Raw genomic sequence first — 23,016 nt, 5'->3', positions numbered from 1 at the left:
CTTAACCACCTGAGAGGAGAACCAGCATGCACACACAAAACGTCAACACCGCCGCTTCAGAATCTTCCAAAACATGGGTTACCGCCCAAAAAATCTGCGTCAATGCGAACGATCTGCGTACGCGCTGGCATGCCACAGGCGAAGAGGGCGGAAAAATCATTCCAGCTGAAGGAAAGCACTTTCCGGCGAAAAACGGCAGTTATGGCACGGACGTGCTGCTACTTAATGAAACGGATGTCGTAGCAGTGCTGGCTGCCGGACATACCACGTTGCCGCGTCTGGCGAGTTCAGGCCGGGGCATGACAGCGCTGTACGACCTGGGAGAAAACGCAACCGGGCGTTACCTCATTGCCAGCCGTGGCCAGATTTTTTACCGCACGGATTCATGGCAGGAAGCCTGTCGGGAATATATTCGTCGCGCCTCATCGGTGATGGCAGAAGAGGCAAAAAAGTTTTTTGACCTTTTTCACGCAGCGTGTGATGCGGGCCTGGATTATTACCGGGCAAGCGACGTTGCGCGTGGCGTTATCTCACTGGAAAACGCCCTGAAGCCGGTGACTGAAAATCAGGTAACTGCCGTTGCCGCTGATACCACCTTAAACGATATCCCGTTCTGAAAACGTTGCGCGGCCTGCCGGGGCGGGCCGTTTCTTCCTTTCTACAAATTCAGGGAAAACTGAAATGAAAATGCAGAATGCGCAGGCTGTGGTCGTGGGTCAGGTGGTCAGTACCGTTCTTTACAATCGTGGGCGGGGTGTGGTTTTCGCCTTTCACGGCGAACAGAGTCCGGGGTCAGTAGGGTCACTTTCGGGGTGTGTGTCGTACGGCGGGAATGCGACATTTGATATTGCGTTTGAGAGCGGCGGAATATCACGTGGGCTGCCTGAAAGTATCCTGCACGGGAAACAGTGGAGTATATTTCAGGAAATAAAAAGCGGAGAAGATACGGCGCGCATTGTGAAACATGCGGAATCTGAAGAACGCCGTAAGCAGCAGGAAAAAGAAGAGGCAGAACGCCATTATGCAGCTGAATGCCAGCGTTTAAAAACGGCAACGGAATATGCCGCGCTCTCGCAGCATAAAAACGGAGCCGTGCAGGTAACATCTAATATTCGTAAGGAGCTGAAGGAGAAATTTCCGGGCGTTAAATTCTCCGTGCGCAAGCGCAGCTATGACAGCGTAAGCGTTAACTGGACCGATGGGCCTACAGAGGAAGAAGTAAAAACCGTAACAGACAAGTACAAAGACAGTTATTTTGATGGCATGCAAGATATGTCCGTTTCCTGTGCCTCTCCATTCAACCGGATTTATGGGGGTGTGGGCTACGTTTTTACCGACCGGGATTATTCGGACGGGATGAAGCAAAAAGCGGTGGATCTCATCGCTAAAAAATATGGCAGAAGTCTGGAGGGTGAGGAAATAACGCTGGCGCGTTTTAATGCCGGTGAGCTTTACCGGGTCGGGCGGGATTACTTCTGGCACAGTCAGGGTATACAGGGTGAAATAAACAGAACGCTTTCAGAACTAAAACCGTAATTAAAGGGGAGCCTGAAGGCTCCTTTCTTTTTGCCTGTTATCCACCGCCGGTATTGAACCGGAGACGGATAGATATAAACCGGCACGATGTCTGGAACAGACGGAACGTAAGAAAAAAGAGGATTGCTTAGGTTACCCGTTTCCGGAATTGAACCGGGTTCAGGTAATTCTGTGCGCAAGTTTCATTGCTGGCATTAAGATTATCTGGTACAGAAAAATTAAAATGAGGTTCGGGTCTTAATGGCACTAAAACCTGATTAGCCGTTGAATGACTTGCGCGGGATCGTACCTGCTTTAATCGCCTTGTAATGTTTGTCAATCAGCATCGCATAGTTATAACGGTTCGTTACGGTCACAGGCTTGTTTTTCATCCCCGCGTTGTACATTCCCACCGCCAGCCACGTTGTGCCGTACTGATTGAAATTACGTCGAAGTAGCATCGCACCGATATAAATGTTCAGGCACGGATCGCTGAGCAACTTTTCCTTACTAAGGCCAGGGTACTCTTTCTTCAGCCGCCGCATCGTTTCCGAATTAATCTGCATGAGACCGTAATCACTGCTACCGGGTTTGCCGTCTTTCGTCCGGTTGGTATTTATAGCCGCCGGATTATAGCGGGACTCCTGCCAGGCGATAGCGCGCAGATAGTCCGGGTCGATGGAATACCATTTACCGGCTTTAATAAAACAGTCCGCATTCACGCTGGCGGAGAAAATGCCTGTCGCCAGCAGGGCTGCAGCGTGAGTGAATAAACGCATTGCGGCTCCTGATTTGAAAAGTTCGGGGGAGGTGTCAGGCTCAATAATATCATAAGAGTTAGGTTTTTACACACCACTCGCAAATTTATTTTTGCTTATTTATCTCTTTTATAACAGTGACTTAATTGATATTTGTAGAAAAATTAGCCACGCACATGGTTACCAGATGGTAACTTATTGGTTGCTATCAGGTTCCTTATGGGTTACCCCAAGGTTTGTTTATTTTAAAACAGTAAGTTAGACTATTAAAAAGCTACATGGTAACCGGATGGTTACCCAGATTTGATGGGTTGGTTACCCGATGGTTACTTTCTCAGGCTCAAACTGCGTGCATCTGGACGCTGGTATGCACACTCATCGGATATGTTAAGCAGTAAGTCTTATTTTTAAAGGGCGGAAAAAAATATGAGCGAAGAAATGTCATCGAAAAGAAACAGGGTAAATCTCACCGTGCCTTTTTCACTGCTGGAAAAAGTAGATGCGCATGTGGAAAAAAAACTAGAGGATGGTGAATCCCGGGATACGGCTAACCGTTCATCCTTCATTATGGAAATGTTTAAGCTCGGGCTGAGAGTTCACGAGAACAAAATTAATAAAGATGCTTCAGAGAAAACACTGGATCAGAAGCTGGAATTAATTGCAAAAAATGCGCTGATGAACGGTTTTATCATTGACGCGATTTTTGGGATTATGAAAGAAACGATTGACCAGACAAAAGTCGTAAAAAATGAAAGTCTGCTTGACCCGGAATGGCCTAAAGAAATGAAGGATCGGGTTGCGGGTAAATTGCTGGAGTACTTCAAATAAGCATTTCATGCCTGATGTCCACGGCAGCACATCAGGCTTTCCCTCTCAGTTATCATCATCCTTATCAGTATCCGCCTCGGTCGTCCTTAATAATTGCGTCTCTTTTTTTAGTGCATCCCTGATATAACGGCGTAACGTAAGAGCATTAATTCCGTACTGCGTATAAATCTGCTTTCGGGTATGTCCATCCCGCAGGACTGCATTTACGGCCTGATCGCGGTCGCGCTTAGACAGTACATTGCGGTTATCATACTTGACGCGATTTTCCTTAATTTGAGGGGAGTTTTTCACTTTGCTCCATGCCTTTTTTACTGTCCCCACCGTCACCCCGATGATATCGGCTGTCTGCTGCAGTGTTTTACCCTGCACGCGCAGGCGGACAGCATAATCTTTAAGTTCGTCGGATATAACCTTGTGGTCTTCACGTATACCAATGTATTTAATGAGCGTATCAAGGGTAATGCCATAATCGATGCAAATATCTTTTCTCAGGATTCCATCTGCTAGTTTCTGCTTTATTAATTCAACGTCTTCCTGTGAAAGCTTTCTCTCTCTTTCCCTGGGCGTTAATTCTTTTCCGTCACGTTCGGCTATTTTTCTTACTGCATGGTAAATCACTGCTCGCGATACGCCGCATGCCTTTTCAATTTGCTCAACCGTCATTTTCGGCTCAGCATGATACATTGCTGCAATCAATTCCCACTGCTTCCAGCGATAATCCATTGCTGATTTTCCCTTCAGCTTCTTTATAAGCTTGTAGACGTAGGCTTCAGAGCAGTGTTGTTCTTCGCATATATCCTTTACGCGCCAGCCCAGCATGACACGCTCCATTACTTTTTCTTCATCGGGACTGTTTTTTCTTTTTCCTGCAGTAGAAACTGTATTTCCTGCGGTCTGTTCATCACATTTTTTAAAAACTGACGGAGTGCTTTTATTCTCCGTCTTAATGTCCGTTCCCGACTCGATAAATATCGCTTTATCCAGACTGTTCTTTAATTTTCTAGCCTGCCAGAGGTTGACGCCGGGGCGGGGAAGGGGAGTGAGGAAATCGGCATTTATCATTATCCAGGTGTCTGGATCGCATACGTCATAATGCTCTCTGATATACGCGAGTGTTTTTTCTGCTGCGGCCCGTAGCTGACTGCCGGGAACGCGTTTTGAAATAAAGGCGAGCAGGGGAATAGTCACCAGCTGGCAGGCATAAAAACGGCCTTCTGCCGTCGTGACCTCAAACCAGCCCGGGTCGCGTTTGTAACGAAAAATCGCTTCTTCAAGCAGCTTACATAAGGCTGCCTCATCGTTTTTCCTAAAAACCTTCGCCGCAAAACCCGCCGGTTCGGCGATTCGAACAATCAAGTCGGCAGCGTCAGCCATGATTTTTCATTTCCGTTCAACCAGTTATGGACTTAAGTAAAATTGCTGACTATGACGATAAGTGAAATTGATCAGTAAGATCAATAACTTAAATTGAAGTGTGTGATCCAGGAGCGTAAAAAAACGTCAGTCAACCAGGGAAACGTAAGCATCTGTTGCAATACCAATAATGTTTAAAGGAGGCGTAACTGGCAAAAAAGGAATCTGACTTAAGGCAATACAGATAGTGACAAAAGGTAGTTCAACCAACTGACCATTATAACCCTAACTGAGGAAAATTCCTATGAAGGGCACTCTCTCTTCGTGTGTAAATTACTGCCGCAAGGCAGGGGCGGTAGCGTGGAGCAAAGCAAACAAATCTGCTCTATTCACTGGAATGGCGATCCTGGCTGCTGCTGCGATGCCAGCCCACGCGGAAGACCTTTTCGCAAACGGGAAAACTACCATTAACGATACGTTCGGGTCTGGAAGTACAGTAGTTTGGATTCTGTATATCCTCGAAATCATCGCTGCCGTGTTTACCTATGTGAAAACCAAGAACCTGGCCATGTTTGGCGGTATCGCCGCAGTCATGGTGTTTATCAACGTCGCCTTCGGCATCATCCCCTCTTAATTCGCGCTAATGGATAAACGTGACCGGTATACCTTTGCGGCTACGTTTTCCGAGCAAAAGCGGTTCGTGGGGCTGCCACCTGATGAGTTCTGCCTGTACGTGCCACTGGCACTGCTCGCAATCTTCCTCAACATGTGGATTTTCGGCCCCACGCTATTAGCCGCCGTGGTTGGAATTCGTCATCTCAAGAAAGGCCGCGGTTCTCAGTATCTTCTCAACCTGGCGTACTGGTGCCTGCCTACATCAGTGATGCGCTTCTTTATCAGCATCCTGCCTGACAGCTACAAACGGCACTGGGTCGCCTGACCCCCCCTCCGGAGACAACATGGAATTAAAGCTGCGTTCGGCGGGAAACCGCAATATGGCCGTGGCTATTCTGGTGCTGCTCGTTATCACGATCCTCGCGCTGGCGCTCTGCTGGCGCATTTACGGCGATAACCGGGCGCTCATGAATCAGCTCGTTAACAACCGACAGACCATTGTTATTCCCTACGGCGCGGACACGCCGTTCAGCTTTACCGGCGAGCGCGGCGACGCCCGCTACCTTCGCCTGATGGCGCTGGCGTGGTTGAACCTGCGCCTCAACATTTCCGACAGCAACGCGGACGCCAGCCACGAAATGCTGCTGGCCGGTGCCTGTGACGGCGCAGAGAAGTCCCTGAAAGGCGTGCTGGCAGACGAAGCCTCACGTGTGAAGGGAAACAGCGGCGGCTCGGTGTTCTATCCGAAGGATGTCAGCGTCTGGCCAGATAAGGGCATCGTGGACGTCATCGGCGATCTGCAACTGAGTTATGGACTGCATGATGCGGACCCGGTGAAAAAGCACTACCGCCTGCGCACCGATACCCGAAACAACCGTCTCTGCTGGAGCGCTTTCCTGGAGGTTCCTGATGCGTAAATCCCTGTTAATCAGCGCCGTGGCGTTGCTTACCGCCTTCGGTGCCCGCGCCGAACAGCTGACGCTTAACCCTGGCGCCCGCGTAAACGCGGCAGTGAGCAACACTAACCCAAACTACCTGCGCGTAAATGACGACCGTATTCTGAGCGTACAGGCGGCGCAGGGGGTGCTGAGCGCCAAATCACCCACGCCGGAAGGCGCAATCGTATTTTCTACCGTAACCGATAAGCCGTTCACCATGTTCGTTCAGACAGAGTCAGGCTTTGCCTTCTCTGTGCAGGCCACGCCTGGCAAAAGAGCGGGGCTGAGCCTGACGGTGGATAACCGCGAGGTACAGGGTACTGAGGAGGCACGGGAGTACGAGCAGAAGCAGGACACCTACAGCGCGCTCATCAGCGGCCTTGTCGGGCGCTTTATCACCAACCGCAAGCCTGCTGGCTACGTGTTCAGCAAAAATACCGACGTACCGGTAAGCGAATCGGTGAAAAGCGCCTTTGCCCTGCGTCCGGTGACCGCGTGGCAGGGCGACCGGGTCCGCATCGTGCGCACCGACTTAACCAGCCTCTCTTCGCAGCGCATCCGCCTGAGTGAGCGCTACTTCTGGAGTCCGGGCGTAATGGCCGTCGCTTTTCATCCACAGCTGGACGTGCTGGAGCCGGGTGCAAAGGTGTCGGTGATCACTGTGTTCCGCACCCGAGGAGGCCCGGATGAACCTTAACAGCCTGGTCCGCAGCAAGCAGCGCCGGCTGTTTGCCATCATTCTGGCCGCCGCTGCCGTAATCATCGGCGGCCTGTACCTTGCCAACCGAGGCGTGTCCGGTCATGCGGTGAACAAAGCGGGTAAGCCCGATAAAGCTGCCGCCGAGCCGGACCTGACCGGCGGCGGCGTAGTGAATACGTTTGACGGTTCGGGGCAGGGCTCGCTGCTGGTGAGCGCACAGAACCGCGAGAAGGAAGCGCGGGAGCAGCTCTCCTTAATGCAGAAAGACTTCAGGTCGCTGAAAGACCAGATGTCGGACGTGATGAACAACAACAAGTCCCTGCAACAGAATGTCAGCGACCTGATGGAACAGCTGAAAAATCAGCAGAACCAGTCTAAGACCGCTCCGGGCGGTCAGCAGAGCGCAGCTTATACACCGCCTCGCACAGAATATACCTTTGCGCCTGCGCCCGTGCAGAGGGGCCAGATCGATAACCAGACGTTTGATTACTCGCCGTTTGAGCCCAAAGCGAAAGACACCTCCTTCTGGGTGCCGACCGGTACGTTCTCCGACGCCATCGTTATTGAAGGCGCCGATGCCAACGCCTCGGTGCGCGGGGAGAATAACCTGGTGCCGATGCAGTTTAAGCTCAAGGGAAAAGCGCACCTGCCGGGCAACAACAAGTTCGACCGGTTCGATAACTGCTTCGTGACGGCCGCTGCCTACGGCGACATCTCCAGCGAGCGGGCCATCGTTCAGCTGCAGCGTCTCTCCTGCATCATTGACGGTAAACATATCGATCAGGCGGTGAAGGGTCACGTCGCTTTCTACGGGAAGAACGGCATCAAGGGAGTGCCGGTAATGCGCAACGGTAAAATCCTCGGGCTGGCGTTTACCGCCGGCGCGCTGGGTGGGCTGGGGCAGAGCGCCTCGCAGGTTGGTCAGACAGTGACTGGCATTGGCGCAACCAGCACGGTAAGCGGAGGAGACGTGGCGCGCGGTGCCATCGGCGGCGGCGTGGGTAAGGCGGCGGACAAGCTGGCCGACTACTACATCGAGCGCGCCGAGCAGTATCACCCGATTATCCCGATAGGCGCGGCGAACCGCGTGGAGGTGGTCTTTATTGAGGGGTTCCGCGCGAAATTTATTGAGGATGAAGAGGCTGCGAAGCTGGCAAAAGAGCAGCAGCGCTCAGGCGCACAGCAGCAGGACACGCAGACGCGTGAGCAGGGCAACAGCGGTCTTCCGCCGGACCTTGTCGGCAAACTCGGCGACGCGACGCGTCTCAATATGAATGACTTCGTTACCCCTTCAGGCAGCCAGCCGAAAAATATGACTCCACAGGGTGTTGCGCAATGACAGACACAAAAATCCGGCTTCGTCACGCAGAGCACTGCGGCTGGATGGTGTTTACCGAAAGAACGGTGAGCTGCTTCGGGCGTGAGGCCGATGCACGCATTCCGGGTCTGCAGGCACTGGGTTACCGCGTCAAGAAGCTCTACTGCAAACCCGGACTCATTCCTGACGACGGCTACGTCGCGCTTTTCGGGGAAACGCTGCGCCGCCTGCTGGAGGTGGCACCCGGCGACACCTTCGCTCTGGACATGCTGTCCCGGCTCGGGACCAGCGGCAAACACGGCGACCTATATATCGACTTTACCGAAATCGACGCGCTGTCATCCGGTAGCGCGCGCGGAGAACACCATGAATAACCCGATATATGTATGCAATACACATCCTGCTGATGATCAGTCTTCTGCTGGTCACTTCCTGATGGCGGGCGAAACCGGAGCGGGGAAAACCGTGCTGGCCATGTCCCTTATTAAAGACCTTCTCAACCAACACACAGACGGAGAGCGCCATGACTAAAGCACACTCTTTTATCATCAGCGCGCTGGGCGTCATGCTGAGCGGCTGTGCGGGCATGAACAGCGACTTTGAGTTCGACAAGCCTGCTAAGGACTCCGGGGTCTGGATGTCGCAGGCCGACGACATGTCTGCTGGCAGCAGCGGCAACGCCCCGTCAGCAGCTTCCACCGCAGGCGGCTTTACCGGCGCTGGCATTCGCCTGGACGACTACCGCCTGATTGATACCGGCACCATCCGCCTGGACCCGCAGACGGAGGCGCAGGCGGGCCACAGCGGCCTGAACGATGGCATCCCGGTACGCCTTGCGTCATCCGGCGGGGTCCGCCCGTTCACGCGGGAAAACGGTGTTCTGCGCACCGATGCCCGACAGACCGCGTACTGCAGCGCCTCGCACTGCTTCCCGGAGCCAGCAGCCGCCTTCCGCCGTCCTGACGGTGTAGCACGCATCTGGATTGCACCGTACGTCTCCCCTGACAGCAACGTCCACATGGGCGAGGTCATTTACAGCGTCTCCAGTCATGGCGACTGGAGCGGCATTCTGATGTGAGGTCCGCATGAAATTTCTGAAAGGCTTCCGCTTTGACCCGCTGAACGTGGTGGACACAGTGGCGGGCATTCTGGGGGAGCGCGACACAACGAATGAAACGCGTCAGAAGCTGCAGGATATGGACTACCCCCATATCCGCGACCTGCTGCCTTACCAGGACTATGACAGCGAAAGTCAGATCTGGGTGAATAAGGAGTCGGTGGGCTTCGTGATTGAGTCGCAGCCGCTGATTGGCGCCAACGAGAAGCTGGCAGAAAGCCTGGAGTACCTGCTGCGCGACGTGGCGCCCCGCGACGTTCCGCTCCAGGTGATGCTGGTCTCTTCCCGGGCGGTGAAAGAGCAGGTCGAGCAGGGCCTGAAAAACTTTGCCTGGAAAGGACACCGGGCGGACGAGTGTAACGACGTCACCGCCCGCTTTTACCTGAACGGGGCGCGCTATACCTACAGCAACGGGCTTGACCATCCGCTGACCCTGCGCGACTACCGGTTGTTCTTTGTCTGGGGCATGCCGGTTAAAAGTCTCTCTGAAACCGATCTGGTGCGCGTACGCGACGTACGCCGTAACCTGCTGAACGCCCTTAATGCGGCCGACATCTGGTCTGAGGCAATCGGCGTGACGGAGTTCAGCAGCGTACTGCGCGAGTTCTTTAATCATGACCCTGCGCGTCTTGAGCGCTACGACAGCGAGTACGATCCGGCGGCCGATCTGAACACGCAGTTCGTGGACCGCACCACCTCCTGGCGGGTGAAACCCTCGCATATCCGTATCGAGGGCAGCGACAGAGACAGTAAGCCGTTCGCCGCGCGTATGGTGAACCTGAACCTCGACAACAATCCGCAGGAGCATTACCTGTGGCAGAACGGCAATATTTTTCAGGACCTGATGTCGCCGACCAACGGCATTCCCTGCCCGTTTATCTGCACGATGGTGCTGACCACCGAAGAGCAGATGAAGAGCCAGGGTGAGGCAAACAGCCGATTCCTGGCGCTGGACTCGCGCGTGAACACCAGTTACGCCAAATACATTCCGTCCACCACGCGTCAGCACGCTGAGTGGAAAGACGCCCGTGCGCGACTGCTGTCGAACCAGACGTCCCTCACGAGCTACTTTTACGGCATCACGCTGTTCTGCCCGGACGACGACGACCTGACGTCCCGCTACACCGAGAAAACGCGCAACGCCTTCGCGGCGCAGGGCCTGCGCTTCGTGCGCGCCGACTTCATGCAGCTGCGTAACCTGCTGGCCACGGTGCCGTTTGCGATGGTGAACAAAAAGCTGCGCGCTGACTGCCGTAAGACCGGCGGCATCCAGCGTTCGGAGTCGTTTCACGCGGTGAATCTCATGCCGGTCATTGGGGACAATAAACTGTGCGCCTCGGGCATTCTTATTCCGAGCTACCGCAACCAGGTCGCGTTTATCGACGTGTTTGACGAAAGCCTGCCGAACACAAACTTCAACTGGTTTATGTCCGGCACCTCGGGAGCAGGCAAGTCGGTGCTGGCAAACTCGATTGCGCGCTCGGTGCTGGACAAGGGAGGCACGGTCGCGGTGCAGGACATCGGCGACTCCTACAAGGCAGCCTGCAGCAGCCTGGGCGGCACCTACATCAATGGCGAGTCGCTGCGTTTTAACCCGTTTGCGAACGTCACGGACATCACACTCGCGGCCGAGCGTATTCGTGATCAACTGTGCATTCTGGCCAGCCCCAACGGCCTGCTGGACGAGGTGCACGAGTCGCTGATTCTGGAGGCCATCACAGAGTCGTGGCCTCAGTATCAGCAGGACATGCGTATTGATCACGTCATTGAGTACCTCAAAAAACAGCAGGGCGCGATTACACGCGAGCACTCTTCACTGATTGGCGGGCGCATTGACGAAATTACCACGCTGCTCGGTAAGTACAGCACCACAGGCATCTACGGTAAGTTCTTCAACTCGTCCGAACCGACCCTGAAGCCTGATCTGCAGTTCGTGGTCACCGAGCTGGGCGACCTGCGCAAACAGCAGGACCTGCTGTCGGCCATTTTGTTCACCATCATGATCTGGAACGAGAACATGATGTACACCACGCCACGAAGCATGCGGAAGATGAACATCATCGACGAGGGCTGGAAGCTGCTCGGCGGGTCGAGCACCAAGATTAAGGACTTCATTGAAGAGGGATACCGCACCGCCCGCCGCCACAACGGCTCCTACGGCACGGTGACGCAGGCGATACGCGATAAAAACCTGTCCACGGCAGCGCTTGCAGCCTACGACAACAGCTCGTTTAAGTTCACCTGTATGCAGGACGCCAAGTCGTTCACCACCTTTCAGAAGGAGGAACCGCACGCCTTCAGCGAGCTGGAGTGGGAGATGATCCGTAAGTTCCCGCCGGCGAAAAAGGCGCGCTACAGCTCGTTCCTGCTCAGCGTGGGTGAGTTTTCCAGCTTCCACCGCCTCATTCTCGATCCGCTGAGCGACGGGCTGTTTTCCTCCAAAGGCGAGGACTTCACCTACCGCGAGAAGCGTCTGCGGGAAGGCGCGGACATCAAAGACATCCTGTTTGAGATGGCTAATAACGACGCGCACAAGCGCGACATCATCCACATGCTGCGGGAGATGCAACTTTGAATACAAGACACCTTGTGGCGGGCTGCGGCCTGTCAGTTGTGCTGAGCGTGGGCGCGTGCGCGACCGCCTGGTTTTTCTGGCTGAAGCCGCCCGTGCTGGTCACCTTCGATATGAAGGGCACGACCAACGCGCTTATACGCCAGACCGCGAAGCTGGATCTGAACGATGACCAGCGTAAAGCGTTGCTGAACCGCTTTGACCGCAGCGTCACCACCGCAACGGCGGATTATGCCAGCGAACACGGCGCGGCCATTCTGGTGAGTCCCGCAGTTGTTACTGGCCTGCCGGACGCCACGCCGGAGATTCAGGCGCGCCTCGCTGAGCTGATGAAGGCCGGCAACCCGCCGCAGTAACCCTGTCCGATCACCCCAACGGGAGCATCCCGATGACACATGCAACTCCGCTGGCGCGACTGGCCGCCAGCGCGCTGCTCACCATGCTCAGCCTGCAGGCAGGCGCGGCCGAACTTGGCACCTACGGCGATACCTGGGACATTCGCGAGCGCAACCTGATCGCGGTTCTCAAAGACAACCTGAAACAGCACTTTGAAGGCCGGTCGCAGGCCGACATTGAGCGGGAAATGCAGCAGAAGGCCGAAGACGAGGCGATGCGTCCGCCGCCGGTTGCCGGACTCACCACCGGGCGCGAAACGCACCACCGGCTGTTTGACCCCTCGTTTACGGTGCAGCGCGACATTGCCGACCAGAACGGCGTGGTGTTCGCGCACAAGGGACAGAAGGTGAACCCCTTTGACGTCATTCCGGTGTTTGACGAGACGCTTTACTTCATCGACGCCGATGACGAGCGGCAGATTGCCTGGATAAAGCAGCAGGTGCCGCACACGACAACCTCCCGCGTCATCCTGGTCAGCGGCAACGTTCGCGACAGCGCGCAGGCCCTTGGCAGCCGGGTCTACTTCGACCAGACCGGCAGCATCACAAAGAAATTCGGCATCACGCAGGTGCCTGCGGAAGTGAAGCAGGCACCCGGGCAGAAACTCTTCCTTATTACTGAATTCGGTCTTCCCGACCGCTAACGGAGCAGACATGAAAAAGTTAATCCTCACCGCCGCCCTGACGCTGAGCCTGACAGGGTACGCGACCGCAGACACGACCGGCACTGCAGCGGCTGCCTTCAGCGACGCGCAGAAGGCGCAGATCGGCGAGATCGCGGCAGACTATCTGCGCGCGCACCCGGAAATCCTGATCGAGATGAGCCAGAAGCTGCAGGCCCAGGCGCAGAATAAACAGATGGCGTCAGCAGCCGGAGCGGCGCTTGCAAACCAGGACGCGCTGCTGAATGACCCTTCCTCACCGGTGCTGCATCCGAAGGGCGATGTCGCGGTGATCCAGTTTTTTGACTACCAGTGCATTTTCTGCGCGAAGGTCGCTCCTACTGTAGAGCAGTTCATCAGTAAAAATCCTGACGTGCGCTTCGTCTATAAGGAGTGGCCGATCTTTGGCAGCCGCTGGCCGACGTCGGTGCAGGCGGCAAAAGTCGGCCTGTCTGTTTATAAAAAGGGCGGCGCAGAGGCATACCACCGCTACCACGCGGCACTCTACGCGACCGGGCATGATGAAGGAAAGCTGCTCGATGAGGATATCCGTCAGGCAGCGGTAAAAGCGGGTGTGACTGACACACCGCGTGAGGATGTTGAGGCGACTGACGCTGCGCTTAAAGCTAATGACCAGCTTGCGAAGCAGCTCGGTATTCAGGGCACGCCGGCCTTCTTCATTATGCCAGTGAAGGGCGCCACTGCTGAGAACATCAGCGTGATCCCGGGTGCGACAAGCCTGCAGGGGCTGCAGGCTGCAGTGGAAAAAGCACGCGGCGGCGTTAAGAAAGGGGGCTGACATGGTCTGGCGCACGGTATTTCTGGCGCTGACGGTGTGGTTCTGCCAGCCCGCTAACGCCGCTGAAAACGGCAATACGTCCCTGACCTGCGACGGTCGCTGGGTCAACCCTATCACCGACGTGTGCTGGGAGTGCCTGTTCCCGATGAGCATCGGCAGCGTGCAGGTATCGGCCGGGTCGCTGCCGGATACCGAAAACCCGTCATCGCCCATTCAGTTCTGTCCGGTGCCGCCGCCCATTTTTGAGCGCCCGGGCATCGCGATTGGCTTCTGGGAGCCGTTTGCAATGACTGATGTGACGCGCTCGCCCGGCTGCATGGTGAACATGGGAGGCTTCAACATCAACATCCCGAACACCGGCACCGGCACCGGCACCAAAACGGCGAATGAGCACCCCGGCACCTTCTATCACGTCCACTGGTATAAGTACCCGCTGATCTCCTGGCTCAACATTATTACCTCGGAGATGTGTATGCAGGGCGGTGAGTATGACATCGGCTACCTCTCGGAGCTGGACCCGACCTGGCAGAACGACAATCTTGCGCTGTTCCTGAACCCGGAAGTGATGCTGTTTGCGAACCCGGTTGCGCAGATGGCCTGCGCGGCCGACGCGGTGGCATCAGGTGTCAGCAAGCCGATTGATGCGCTGTTCTGGTGTGCCGGCTCACACGGCTCGATGTACCCGTTTACCGGCAACATTGTGAACGAGTCGAGCGGTCTGAACAGTTCGGTGCTGCTCTCTGAGCGCATGGACTTCAAGCTGCACCGCGAAGGGCTGATCCTCGATACCGTGCCGTATAACACCGCCGTCTGTTACGAATATCCGTCCGTCATCCTGCCGAAAAGCCGCTACCGCTATCAGATGGTGAACACCATACCGGACGTAGCGTCGTGTCATCCGCTGGGGCGCAACGTGATGCTGTGGCAGACCGGCAAAGAAATGCCGAACAGCAAAAAGAACTACGGCTATCTCATCTGGAAAAAGCGCAACTGTGTCGTGCTTTAAGTGAGGAAATATGAGGAAAACACGCAACACGCTGTGGCTTGCCGCCGGGCTGATGACCGCACTGTCCGCGCAGGCGGAAGACGCGCCGAAAGGCACGCAGGTCAGCAGTACGGAAAACGAGACGGCCTATTTCCTGTCCGCCTCGGTGCCGGAAAAAGAGATGGCCATTCTGATGAAGGCGGCGGAAGCGCGGAACATTCCGGTGTACTTCCGGGGGCTGGTTGGCGACAGCATGGAGCAGACCGCGAAGTACATGATGTACATGGTCACCACCTATAAGGTGCGCGGCGTGCAGATAGACCCGGTGCGCTTTGACCGCTACAGCGTGAAGCAGGTGCCGGCGCTGGTTAAAAAGTGTGGTGACCACTTCGACATCGTGTATGGCAACGTGGCGCTGAACCAGGCGCTGGACATGATTAGCCAGCGCGGCGACTGCCGCAACAGGCCCTGACCACTGCCCGCTGCGGCGGGCCCTTCTCTTACTCTGACCGGAACTCCCGATGAAAAAAGCAACCCGCATCAAGCTGCTGGGCCTGCTGCTGACCTGCGCTTCAGCGGGTGCACTGGCGGCGTCAATGGATGCCTCAAACCAGGAAGGCATTAACGCCGCGAAGTCGGCTAACGGCACAACCAGCGCCGACCCGAACAGTTATTTTGACAACTACACCTCTGACGCGCCGCAGCGCGACTACTACGGCGACCCGACGCAGACGTCAACAAACATCGACGTGAAGGGGCAGACAGAGCTGAGCCAGTCGGAACTCGGGCAGACGGCCCGGGAATCCTATGTGAACAACCCGGCGGACAAGCTCAGCTACGACTCGGACATGATGAAACACAGCGATGAGATCCGGGAAAATGCGAATGCGATTACCGGGGTGAACGGCAATCAGTGCGTGGCACAGGAGCTGAACAAAACCACCTACACGACGCACAATTGTGAGATGGCATCCCCACTCTCACAGTCATGTACGCGTAAGGCCACAATTGTGACGACCGGGTCACGTGAAACCTTTAACACTCAGCTGGTACTGAATGCGGGTGATGTCAGCGGAAGGCGCATCGATAACTACTGGATTCAGTACGACATCACAGTGCCGCAGGATGGCACCATCAGCAGCGGAACGTGGGAGTTTCTCTATCCGTCCGCCCCCGGTTATCACGGTGGTCGCCTGGATTACTCCATTCAGGTGCTCGGGCAAAATTTCAGGACCAAAATAAACTACTCCGGCGCATTCAGCATAGCCACGCAGGAAGTAAAGCAGGGGCAGATCATCAGCCTTCTGGTACGCAATAACAGCGATGGCCACAACGATCAGGCCGCTGATAATTTCATGAAGCAGTTAGCCAGCGGACAAATGATTGTCCGCATCACCCTTCCGATGGAGGCGGTCCGGGATACGGTCAGTGCCGGGATTCAGTGGACGGACAGCTGCCCGGCAGACATGGGCGACGCGGTGAAGATGAGTGAGGTCTGCAGCGATCCGGGCGGCACACGTTCTGTCACGGTGGGCGGCAAGGCCTACAGCCTTTACAGCGACTGCTGGGGTTACACCACACAGTGGAATGTTTTCGAAGACGACACCAATACCTGCCAGGCCTATATCGACAATCCAAACTGCAGTGAAGGCACCCGTACCTGCACCCAGAAAATCGGCAACCTCTGCGTCTACAGCAAGCTGACCTACCAGTGTGCGCACACCGTTAAGAGCACCGGCTATATCTGCGGCTCAGAGTTTTACTGCTCAGACGGCAGCTGCTCGGCGATGCAGGCGGGACAGAATCAGAACTTTGAGGCTGCGGTATCACAGCTGGCGGCACTCGCCGCTGCGGGAAAAGATTTCGCGGGCATGGACCCGGACTCGGTCACGGCGTTTACCGGCAAGGCGATGGCGTGCCGCAAGAGTGCGGCCGGCTTCAGCAACTGCTGTAAAAGCGGCGGCTGGGGTCAGGATGCCGGACTTGCGCAGTGCAACACCGAGGAAAAGGAAATCGGCACCGGCAAGGAGAAGAAGCTTGTCGTGAAGGTCGGCTCTTACTGCTCGAAGAAAGTGCTCGGTGTCTGCCTGCAGCAAAAAGAGGGCTACTGCGTCTTCGACAGCAAGCTCGCCCGCATCGTGCAGGAGCAGGGACGCCGGGATCAGCTGGGCATCAGCTTCGGCTCGGGCAGCAACCCGGACTGCCGGGGAATAAGGGTGGCTGAGCTGCAGGGCATTAAGTTCGATCATATCGACTTCAGCGACTTTTACGACGACCTGAACAGCAACATTAAGCTGCCCGATCAGGACGCGCTTAACCAGCGCATCACATCCGACATCCAGAACAGCCTTAAATCAGGAGACTGACGTGAGAAAACTCATCAGCCTCACGCTGCTGCTTGCAGTATCGCCGTTGCACGCGGCAGAGGAAACAAAGCCCGATGGCTACAACTACGATCCGGCGGTCGGCTGGTACTGGTACAACGAACCGGTAAAAAAGGATGAGGAAGAGCAGCCTGCACCACCACCTGCCGCGCCGCAGGAGACGCCCACGCAGAAGATGAAACGCCTGCAGGCGTTTCGCGACAACCTGATGAATGAGGCGATGCTGCACCCCTCTACCGAAAACATCCGGCGCTACAAAATCGTGCAGGACTGGATGGTCAATCAGGCGAGCATGTTTGCATCGCGCTGGGAGAAAGTGCTGCTGGATAACCCGGAGCTGGACTACAGCCTGAAACATCCATTTTACAACGGCACCGCCAACATCCAGTACACCGAGCAGCGGCAGAAGCAGCAGGCCGCCATCCGCTACGTTAACCAGCGCTACGGCGTTTTCTTCTTTTATCGCGGTAACGAGCCGCTGGATAACCGTCTCGGCGGGGTAGTGAAGGAGTTCAGCGAGCAGTACGGCCTGACCGTTATCCCTGTAACGGTGGACGGACGCGCCAGCCCGGACCTGCCAGACACCCGGCAGAACGCCGGGCAGGCAGAGAAAATGAAAATCGAACACTTCCCGGCCATTTACCTGGTTGAGCCTCGCACGAAGAAATATCAGCCGCTGGCCTACGGCTTTATCACACAGGACGACCTGGCGCGCCGCATGCTCAACATCGTTACCGACTTCCAGCCCGAGGATTAATCCATGATGTCAAAACTCTTTGCCGTATTGCTGATGCTTACGCCGGTGCTGGCCACGGCCAGCACGATTGATGACATTGCCCGCCTGGAGCAGGCGAAAGAAGGTGCAGACGCACCCGCGCAGCCGGAAAACCGGTCAGCGAAAAGCGCGCCTGCTGCTGACGCGCAACCTGCGCCTGCAAAGCCGGTCTGGTATCACCTGAGCGACGGCCGCCGCGTGGACGTGGGCCACTGGCAGATCGTGCACTTTGTTCGCTCTGACTGCCCGTACTGCCACCGCTTCAATCCGACTCTTAAGTCGGTGTCTGAGCAGACCGGCATCGGTGTGTTCGTTTACAGCTTTGACGGCAAGGGCGATGCGGTGTTTCCGAAGGTCATGCCGGTGAATGACGGCATCCTGAAAGACTTCTTCGCGGAGCTGCCGCAGGCGACGCCCACCGACTTCATTATCAACACGCAGTCGCTGGTAACCATCCCGCTGTCGCAGGGGGAAATGAGTGAGGAGGCGCTGAGGCAGCGCCTGGATGAATCGTTCGCGCTGGCCGTGCGTCTGGGGGTGCTGTGATGACTAAATTTGTGTTAAGTGCAGGCGTGGCCGCTGGCCTGCTGTTCTCCGCTGCGGCGATCGCGGACGTGCAGAACGACATCAACAAATTCTTTAACGACATGGGCGGTGGCGGCGGAAATTACACGCAGGCGGCCGCCTGGCAGGGCCAGTCAGCGGGCTACCTCACAGGCGGAAACCTGTTTATCCGCACGCCGGTGCGCAACATCCAGCTGATCTCGGTCACGCTCCCGGACATTAAGTCGGGCTGCGGCGGCATCGACGCTTATCTCGGCTCGTTCAGCTTCATTAACAGCGACAGCATCAAAATCATGGGTAAGCAGATCCTGAGCAACGCCGCCGGCTACGCCTTTGACCTCGGGCTGGAAACCATCTGCCCGCAGTGTAAGGCGGTTAAGGACTACCTGCAGAAGCTCGCGGCGGATACCAACAACATGAATATTTCCACCTGTCAGGCGGCGCAGTCCATCGTCGGCGGACTGTGGCCAAAAACACAGGCAGCGAGTTCCCAGATTTGCCAGGACCTTGGCACCAAGCACGATGTGTTCTCAGACTGGGCTGCCTCCCGCCAGGGCTGCGGCGTCGGCGGAGAAACTAACAGCGTGTTCGATAAGGCGACCGACGAAGAGAAAAAGCGCATCCCGCGTAACCGCAACCTGACCTGGGACACGTTCACGAAGCTCAACCAGTTTTTCAGCAACGATCGCGCGCTGAAGGAGTTCATTATGTCGATGGTCGGTACGGTGATTTATGACGCAAATGGCAACCCGACGTTCCTGCAGCCGCGCGGAGGCAGCGAGTCGATGTTCAATACGCTACTGAACGGAGGCACCGAGAAAATCTACCGCTGCAACGACAACACAACCTGCCTGTCGCCCACGATCGCGGAGCTCACGCTCTCAGAAGATGAGGGCATGACCGGCCGGGTACGCGACATGCTCAACGACATCTTCGACAAGAGCCGCACCGACACAGCGCTTAACGATAACGAAAAGGCGCTTATCAGCAGCACCCGCGTGCGCATCCTGCGCTACACCATCGACTCCGCGTCGGTGGGCATGGATCAGAGTGTGGTCAGCAGCCTGGCAGAGTACATCGCAGCCGATATGGTGATGTCCTACATCAACGGCCTGATCGACGTAGCCGCGAGCGGGGCAGCAGGTACGCTCGATACCGAAGAAGAGAACAAGCACTTTCGCGAGAACCTGCGTCAGGTGCGCAATGAGCTGAGCCAGCGCGTCGCGCGCATCCAGGTTCAGCAGAACGGGCTGGCCGAGTATGACCGCAGCCTGTCAGAAACGCGCCAGCAGCTCTCGTCATCCGTTTCCGACAGCGTGCTGTCGAACTATCAGTTCGGGGGGTAAGCATGGCGCTTGATATATGGGTGGTCAGCTCCGGTGGCATGATCACAATGGGCCTCAACGCGGTCGCCACGGTGATGGAAAACGGTGGCTGGAAAAGCACAATCTGGGTGGCGGAGATGCTGGGCATTGCTTTCTGCGTGATGACCTACCTGCGCACGCACAGTCTGGGCGCGATGTTTGGCTGGGGAATGACGTTCGTGCTGGTCACCGCGCTGCTGCTGACACCAAAGGTCACGGTGGTGGTCAACGACCTGACCGCCCCGGACACTATCGGGCGCGTCGATAACGTGCCGGCGGGGCTTGCTCTGCCGCTCTATCTGGCTACCGGTGTGGGCTACACGCTCACGACCACCTATGAAGACATCTTTCACTTCCCGGACGAGCGCTCCTACACAAAAACCGGCATGCTCTTCGCGAGTAAGCTGATGCAGGACAGCTTCACCATCGACAGCCGCAACCCGGTGCTGGCTTATAACATGGGTGAGTATGCGAAAAATTGCGTGGTCCCGGACATCATGCTGAACCACAAGTACAGCATGCAGGACGTGATGGAGTCCGAGGACGTGCAGGCGCAGATCTTCGGCAACCCGAGCCCGCTGCGCGCTATCTACTGGCGCGACGCTAACGGCACTACGTTTATGGTCTGCCGGGACGCGGCACCACGCCTGAAAACTCTGCTAACGGCGGAGAGTAACAACACCGGCAGCACGTTCATGGCCCATGCGGCCCGCATGCTGCCGGGCAATAACGCACCGCAGACGGTATACGCCGAACAGCTGGCGGGGTCCTATGAATACTTTCTCGGCAGCAGTAAGTCAGCGCAGGCGATCATGATGCAGAACATTGCCGTGGCGGGCCTGCGTCGCGGGCTGAACAGCTACGTGAAGGGTATGGGCGACACCGCCTCAATGGTGGACATCGCGTCCGAGCAGTCTCTGATGAAGCTGCGCCTGTCGCACGCGGTCAGCTACACCATTGCGACGGAGGTGCTGCCACAGCTGCACACGGTGCTGCTGCTGTTCTGCATCTGCATCTTCCCGGTGATGGTGCTGGCGCTCTATGTGCGGGAAATTGCCTGGTCCGTCATCAAGAGCTATCTGAACTTTATGGGCAGCCTGATGCTGTGGCCGGTGATGTTCGCCATTTTTAACTTTGCGGTGAACTACAGCACGCAGAGCAGCTTTCACGCCACGGGGCCGACGCTCTCCAACATGAACCGCCTGATGGAAACCAGCACCACCACGGCGGGCATCGCCGGATGGCTGATGCTGTCTATTCCGTTCCTTGCGTTCCGCCTGTTCACCGGGCTGGGCCAGAGTTTTGCAAGCCTGAGCTCCAGCCTGGGCAGCGCGCTCAGCAGCGCGTCGGCGGCAGACTCCGGTGCGGTGGCATCGGGGAATGTGAGCGTGGGTAACGTGCAGATGGATAATATCAACGGGCACAAAACGGACCTGAACCGTGCCTACCGCGAGGGGATGACTACGATGCAGCTTGGCAATGGTGCCATGCGAACCATGACGCAGGACGGGCAGACGGTGTATGACGCGTCCGGCGCAACCAGCCGCCTGCCGGTTGATCTACATCTTGACCGCAATCTGGCGAGCGCGGCGCAGCGCTCAGTTCGCGACAGTATGGCGCAGACCGAGATGGCGGCGCAGGGCTACAACCACTCGGTGCAGGAAACGGGCTCGCAGCTTAAGCAGTTCCATGAGCAGTTTGGCAATAGCGACTCGAAAACGCTGTCGGCTTCAACCGGCATGAGCATCACTGATGCGGAGCGCGTAAACAAAATGCAGAACGTGGCGCAGGATTATGCGACCCTCAACCACATCAGCCTGAATGAGGCGTACTCGGAGCTTGAAGATAAATCCCGGAGCGCATCAGTGAATACTGGAGCACGAACACAGGCGGGTATTGATTCAAGTAAATCACTCTGGGGCAAAGCAGGAGAGTGGGTTACAGGTGCTTCGGTCAAAGGGGATGTTCATGGCGGTACAGAATTGACAGGGAGAACTGGTTCAACATCTCAAACTTCTGAGGGAGGACAAAGTGGAAATGATAATTCGCAAACTATCTCCGCTCGCGAGTCGCAGGACTTCAGCCAGGGTATGGATGTGCTGCGTAATTACAGCACGACCTACAATGGACAGCACGTTGATAACAATGCGACCGGCCTGATGAACCAGATCTCTTCTGGCATCACCACCTCTGATAGCAAATATGCGCAGTACACGGCCAGTCAGTCGCATACGCATGAATTGCAGAAAATGGCCTCTGAGACTGAAACGCTCAGCGCAGGCGCACGTGACAACTACACGCAGCAGTTTGTGGAGTGGGCTCAGAAGCGTTCTCCGGGGAATGCCGAAACTATCCTTACTAACACGTCCGATGAAGGCGTTCAGAAGCAGCGCGACGGTCTGGTGCAGGAGTTCTTTGCAGAGAAGCTGCGGGGCCGTATTGACGGAGACTATGCGCGCAACTCAGGAAGCACGGGTGAAGGTATGGGCGCACCGGCGAATACAGCAGGCGCTCAGTTCGGAGGAGCATACGATAGTGCAAATCAGAACATTGATGCAGGTGTAGCCAGAAATAACATACGCACTGGCGTTATCAATGATGTTGAGGAACAGCAGGCTGTAGTTAACAATAAAGCCAGCGACGCAAATGCTACTATTGAAAAAGCTAAAGGTGAAACAGATAGCGGTATAGCGTCACGTATGGGAGAGTATACGTCGAGCGCGAATAACTTTGCGGATGATAAGCGGGCTGCTGATAAGCAACAAGACGACTTATTAGTGAACCCTTTTAAGAATCACACCCATAAAGATTACAAAGGGGATGGTAAGGAGTAGTTAATATGATGACATATGCACAAATTGAAAAGGACTCCAAAGAAATAATAGACTCAATAGGTTCGTCTGATAGAGAGGTGCCTAGTTTTTTTGGGATGTTCAGTAAGGTTAAATATCACTTCATTGCATATTGTGTTCTCGGTGTATTAAGTTATTTTTCGCTACCTCAACCAAAGAATGTTGGATTATGGCTGTTTTTTGTAGCTTTCGGTATCTTCCACTGGCTTGTGATTTTTTCATTTACTGCATCATATGCAAGCCTGTTCAACATGATTAGATCTGACAAGTTAAAAAGTTTAGAGCTAACAAAATTAATATCAGGAAAAGTCAGAGCGTATGGGGTGGTTTGGTTCGTAGCCTTGGTTACATGCGGGCTTGCAGGAGTCCTTACTGAGTGGAGCATACTACCTCTTGTAATCGGTAACTTTGTTGCTACGTTCCTGATCTTCATTGTCTTCAATATGGATATATCACGCTATCAGGTTTCTTCCATTATTGGAGCTGTGAAAGCTGTAAGAAATAAAGCGTAAAAAAACTTTT

25 protein-coding genes are annotated in these 23,016 nt (G+C 55.6%); 23 read left to right on the top strand and 2 right to left on the bottom strand.

The features are described 5' to 3' along the window. Positions 1 to 26: 26 nt before the first annotated feature. Positions 27 to 617, top strand: a complete 591-nt coding sequence (locus tag N5J69_RS21070; protein ID WP_159222845.1) for a hypothetical protein — start codon at positions 27 to 29, stop codon at positions 615 to 617. 64 nt (positions 618 to 681) lie between these two features. Next, positions 682 to 1,536 carry an LPD29 domain-containing protein gene (locus N5J69_RS21065; RefSeq protein WP_159222846.1) on the top strand — a complete coding sequence of 285 codons (855 nt, stop codon included), beginning with the start codon at positions 682 to 684 and terminating at the stop codon, positions 1,534 to 1,536. Between the two features lie 257 nt (positions 1,537 to 1,793). Here the strand turns inward: N5J69_RS21065 and N5J69_RS21060 are convergent, their stop codons facing one another. Further along, positions 1,794 to 2,294: a lytic transglycosylase domain-containing protein gene (locus tag N5J69_RS21060; protein WP_159222847.1), complete on the bottom strand. Its 501-nt coding sequence runs from the start codon at positions 2,292 to 2,294 to the stop codon at positions 1,794 to 1,796. Positions 2,295 to 2,699: 405 nt separating this feature from the next. Between N5J69_RS21060 and N5J69_RS21055 the strand changes: the two genes are divergently transcribed. Continuing rightward, the gene (locus tag N5J69_RS21055) at positions 2,700 to 3,101 is read left to right on the top strand and encodes a hypothetical protein (protein WP_159222848.1); all 402 of its coding nucleotides are present in this window, start codon (positions 2,700 to 2,702) and stop codon (positions 3,099 to 3,101) included. A gap of 45 nt (positions 3,102 to 3,146) precedes the next feature. On the opposite strand, the gene N5J69_RS21050 is transcribed toward N5J69_RS21055, so the two are convergent. Then, on the bottom strand, positions 3,147 to 4,475 hold the full coding sequence (locus tag N5J69_RS21050; protein WP_159222849.1) for a hypothetical protein: 1,329 nt from the start codon (positions 4,473 to 4,475) through the stop codon (positions 3,147 to 3,149). A gap of 283 nt (positions 4,476 to 4,758) precedes the next feature. Here N5J69_RS21050 and N5J69_RS21045 point away from each other — a divergent pair, with 283 nt between their 5' ends. From N5J69_RS21045 to N5J69_RS20950, 20 genes are read left to right on the top strand one after another with little or no spacing between them, the layout of a single operon-like run. Beyond that, the gene (locus N5J69_RS21045) at positions 4,759 to 5,088 is read left to right on the top strand and encodes a type IV conjugative transfer system pilin TraA (RefSeq protein ID WP_159222850.1); all 330 of its coding nucleotides are present in this window, start codon (positions 4,759 to 4,761) and stop codon (positions 5,086 to 5,088) included. Positions 5,089 to 5,097: 9 nt separating this feature from the next. Then, the gene (gene traL, locus N5J69_RS21040; RefSeq protein WP_039390254.1) at positions 5,098 to 5,394 is read left to right on the top strand and encodes a type IV conjugative transfer system protein TraL; all 297 of its coding nucleotides are present in this window, start codon (positions 5,098 to 5,100) and stop codon (positions 5,392 to 5,394) included. Positions 5,395 to 5,413: 19 nt separating this feature from the next. Then, positions 5,414 to 5,986: a TraE/TraK family type IV conjugative transfer system protein gene (locus N5J69_RS21035; protein ID WP_039390256.1), complete on the top strand. Its 573-nt coding sequence runs from the start codon at positions 5,414 to 5,416 to the stop codon at positions 5,984 to 5,986. Then, positions 5,979 to 6,704: a type-F conjugative transfer system secretin TraK gene (locus tag N5J69_RS21030; RefSeq protein ID WP_159222852.1), complete on the top strand. Its 726-nt coding sequence runs from the start codon at positions 5,979 to 5,981 to the stop codon at positions 6,702 to 6,704. The genes N5J69_RS21035 and N5J69_RS21030 overlap by 8 nt, the downstream gene beginning before the upstream one ends. Further along, the gene (locus N5J69_RS21025) at positions 6,694 to 8,046 is read left to right on the top strand and encodes a TrbI/VirB10 family protein (RefSeq protein WP_159222853.1); all 1,353 of its coding nucleotides are present in this window, start codon (positions 6,694 to 6,696) and stop codon (positions 8,044 to 8,046) included. The genes N5J69_RS21030 and N5J69_RS21025 overlap by 11 nt, the downstream gene beginning before the upstream one ends. Continuing rightward, complete coding sequence (locus N5J69_RS21020; protein ID WP_159222854.1) at positions 8,043 to 8,399, top strand: hypothetical protein; 357 nt, start codon at positions 8,043 to 8,045, stop codon at positions 8,397 to 8,399. Before N5J69_RS21025 ends, N5J69_RS21020 begins: the two co-directional genes overlap by 4 nt. Then, positions 8,392 to 8,556, top strand: a complete 165-nt coding sequence (locus tag N5J69_RS21015) for an FtsK/SpoIIIE domain-containing protein (RefSeq protein ID WP_159222855.1) — start codon at positions 8,392 to 8,394, stop codon at positions 8,554 to 8,556. Before N5J69_RS21020 ends, N5J69_RS21015 begins: the two co-directional genes overlap by 8 nt. Then, entirely contained in the window at positions 8,549 to 9,103 is a 555-nt protein-coding gene (locus N5J69_RS21010; protein ID WP_159222856.1) for a TraV family lipoprotein, read from the top strand. Before N5J69_RS21015 ends, N5J69_RS21010 begins: the two co-directional genes overlap by 8 nt. A 7-nt stretch (positions 9,104 to 9,110) precedes the next feature. Further along, positions 9,111 to 11,717 carry a type IV secretion system protein TraC gene (gene traC, locus N5J69_RS21005; RefSeq protein WP_159222857.1) on the top strand — a complete coding sequence of 869 codons (2,607 nt, stop codon included), beginning with the start codon at positions 9,111 to 9,113 and terminating at the stop codon, positions 11,715 to 11,717. Beyond that, positions 11,714 to 12,070: a TrbI F-type domain-containing protein gene (locus N5J69_RS21000; RefSeq protein WP_065106158.1), complete on the top strand. Its 357-nt coding sequence runs from the start codon at positions 11,714 to 11,716 to the stop codon at positions 12,068 to 12,070. The genes traC and N5J69_RS21000 overlap by 4 nt, the downstream gene beginning before the upstream one ends. A 32-nt stretch (positions 12,071 to 12,102) precedes the next feature. Beyond that, positions 12,103 to 12,753: a type-F conjugative transfer system protein TraW gene (traW, locus tag N5J69_RS20995; protein ID WP_052259271.1), complete on the top strand. Its 651-nt coding sequence runs from the start codon at positions 12,103 to 12,105 to the stop codon at positions 12,751 to 12,753. 10 nt (positions 12,754 to 12,763) lie between these two features. Then, entirely contained in the window at positions 12,764 to 13,570 is an 807-nt protein-coding gene (locus N5J69_RS20990; protein ID WP_159222858.1) for a DsbA family protein, read from the top strand. Between the two features lies 1 nt (position 13,571). Further along, positions 13,572 to 14,576: a conjugal transfer pilus assembly protein TraU gene (gene traU / locus N5J69_RS20985; RefSeq protein ID WP_159222859.1), complete on the top strand. Its 1,005-nt coding sequence runs from the start codon at positions 13,572 to 13,574 to the stop codon at positions 14,574 to 14,576. 10 nt (positions 14,577 to 14,586) lie between these two features. Next, the gene (gene trbC / locus N5J69_RS20980; RefSeq protein ID WP_236566366.1) at positions 14,587 to 15,027 is read left to right on the top strand and encodes a type-F conjugative transfer system pilin assembly protein TrbC; all 441 of its coding nucleotides are present in this window, start codon (positions 14,587 to 14,589) and stop codon (positions 15,025 to 15,027) included. 49 nt (positions 15,028 to 15,076) lie between these two features. After that, positions 15,077 to 16,921 carry a conjugal transfer protein TraN gene (locus tag N5J69_RS20975; protein WP_159222860.1) on the top strand — a complete coding sequence of 615 codons (1,845 nt, stop codon included), beginning with the start codon at positions 15,077 to 15,079 and terminating at the stop codon, positions 16,919 to 16,921. A gap of 1 nt (position 16,922) precedes the next feature. Next, on the top strand, positions 16,923 to 17,696 hold the full coding sequence (traF, locus tag N5J69_RS20970; RefSeq protein ID WP_039390272.1) for a type-F conjugative transfer system pilin assembly protein TraF: 774 nt from the start codon (positions 16,923 to 16,925) through the stop codon (positions 17,694 to 17,696). A gap of 3 nt (positions 17,697 to 17,699) precedes the next feature. Next, positions 17,700 to 18,260 carry a type-F conjugative transfer system pilin assembly thiol-disulfide isomerase TrbB gene (gene trbB, locus N5J69_RS20965; protein ID WP_039390274.1) on the top strand — a complete coding sequence of 187 codons (561 nt, stop codon included), beginning with the start codon at positions 17,700 to 17,702 and terminating at the stop codon, positions 18,258 to 18,260. Further along, the gene (locus N5J69_RS20960; RefSeq protein ID WP_191919469.1) at positions 18,260 to 19,624 is read left to right on the top strand and encodes a conjugal transfer protein TraH; all 1,365 of its coding nucleotides are present in this window, start codon (positions 18,260 to 18,262) and stop codon (positions 19,622 to 19,624) included. The genes trbB and N5J69_RS20960 overlap by 1 nt, the downstream gene beginning before the upstream one ends. A gap of 2 nt (positions 19,625 to 19,626) precedes the next feature. Continuing rightward, positions 19,627 to 22,476, top strand: a complete 2,850-nt coding sequence (traG, locus tag N5J69_RS20955) for a conjugal transfer mating-pair stabilization protein TraG (protein WP_159222862.1) — start codon at positions 19,627 to 19,629, stop codon at positions 22,474 to 22,476. Between the two features lie 5 nt (positions 22,477 to 22,481). Then, complete coding sequence (locus tag N5J69_RS20950; protein WP_039390280.1) at positions 22,482 to 23,006, top strand: hypothetical protein; 525 nt, start codon at positions 22,482 to 22,484, stop codon at positions 23,004 to 23,006. The last annotated feature ends 10 nt before the right edge of the window (positions 23,007 to 23,016 follow it).

The sequence above is a fragment of the Pantoea sp. GD03673 genome (genome assembly GCF_029844725.1).
Classification (GTDB): Bacteria; Pseudomonadota; Gammaproteobacteria; order Enterobacterales; family Enterobacteriaceae; genus Pantoea.
The sequence above is the reverse complement of the archived record's forward strand: the minus strand, read 5'-3'. Positions and strand labels throughout refer to the sequence as shown.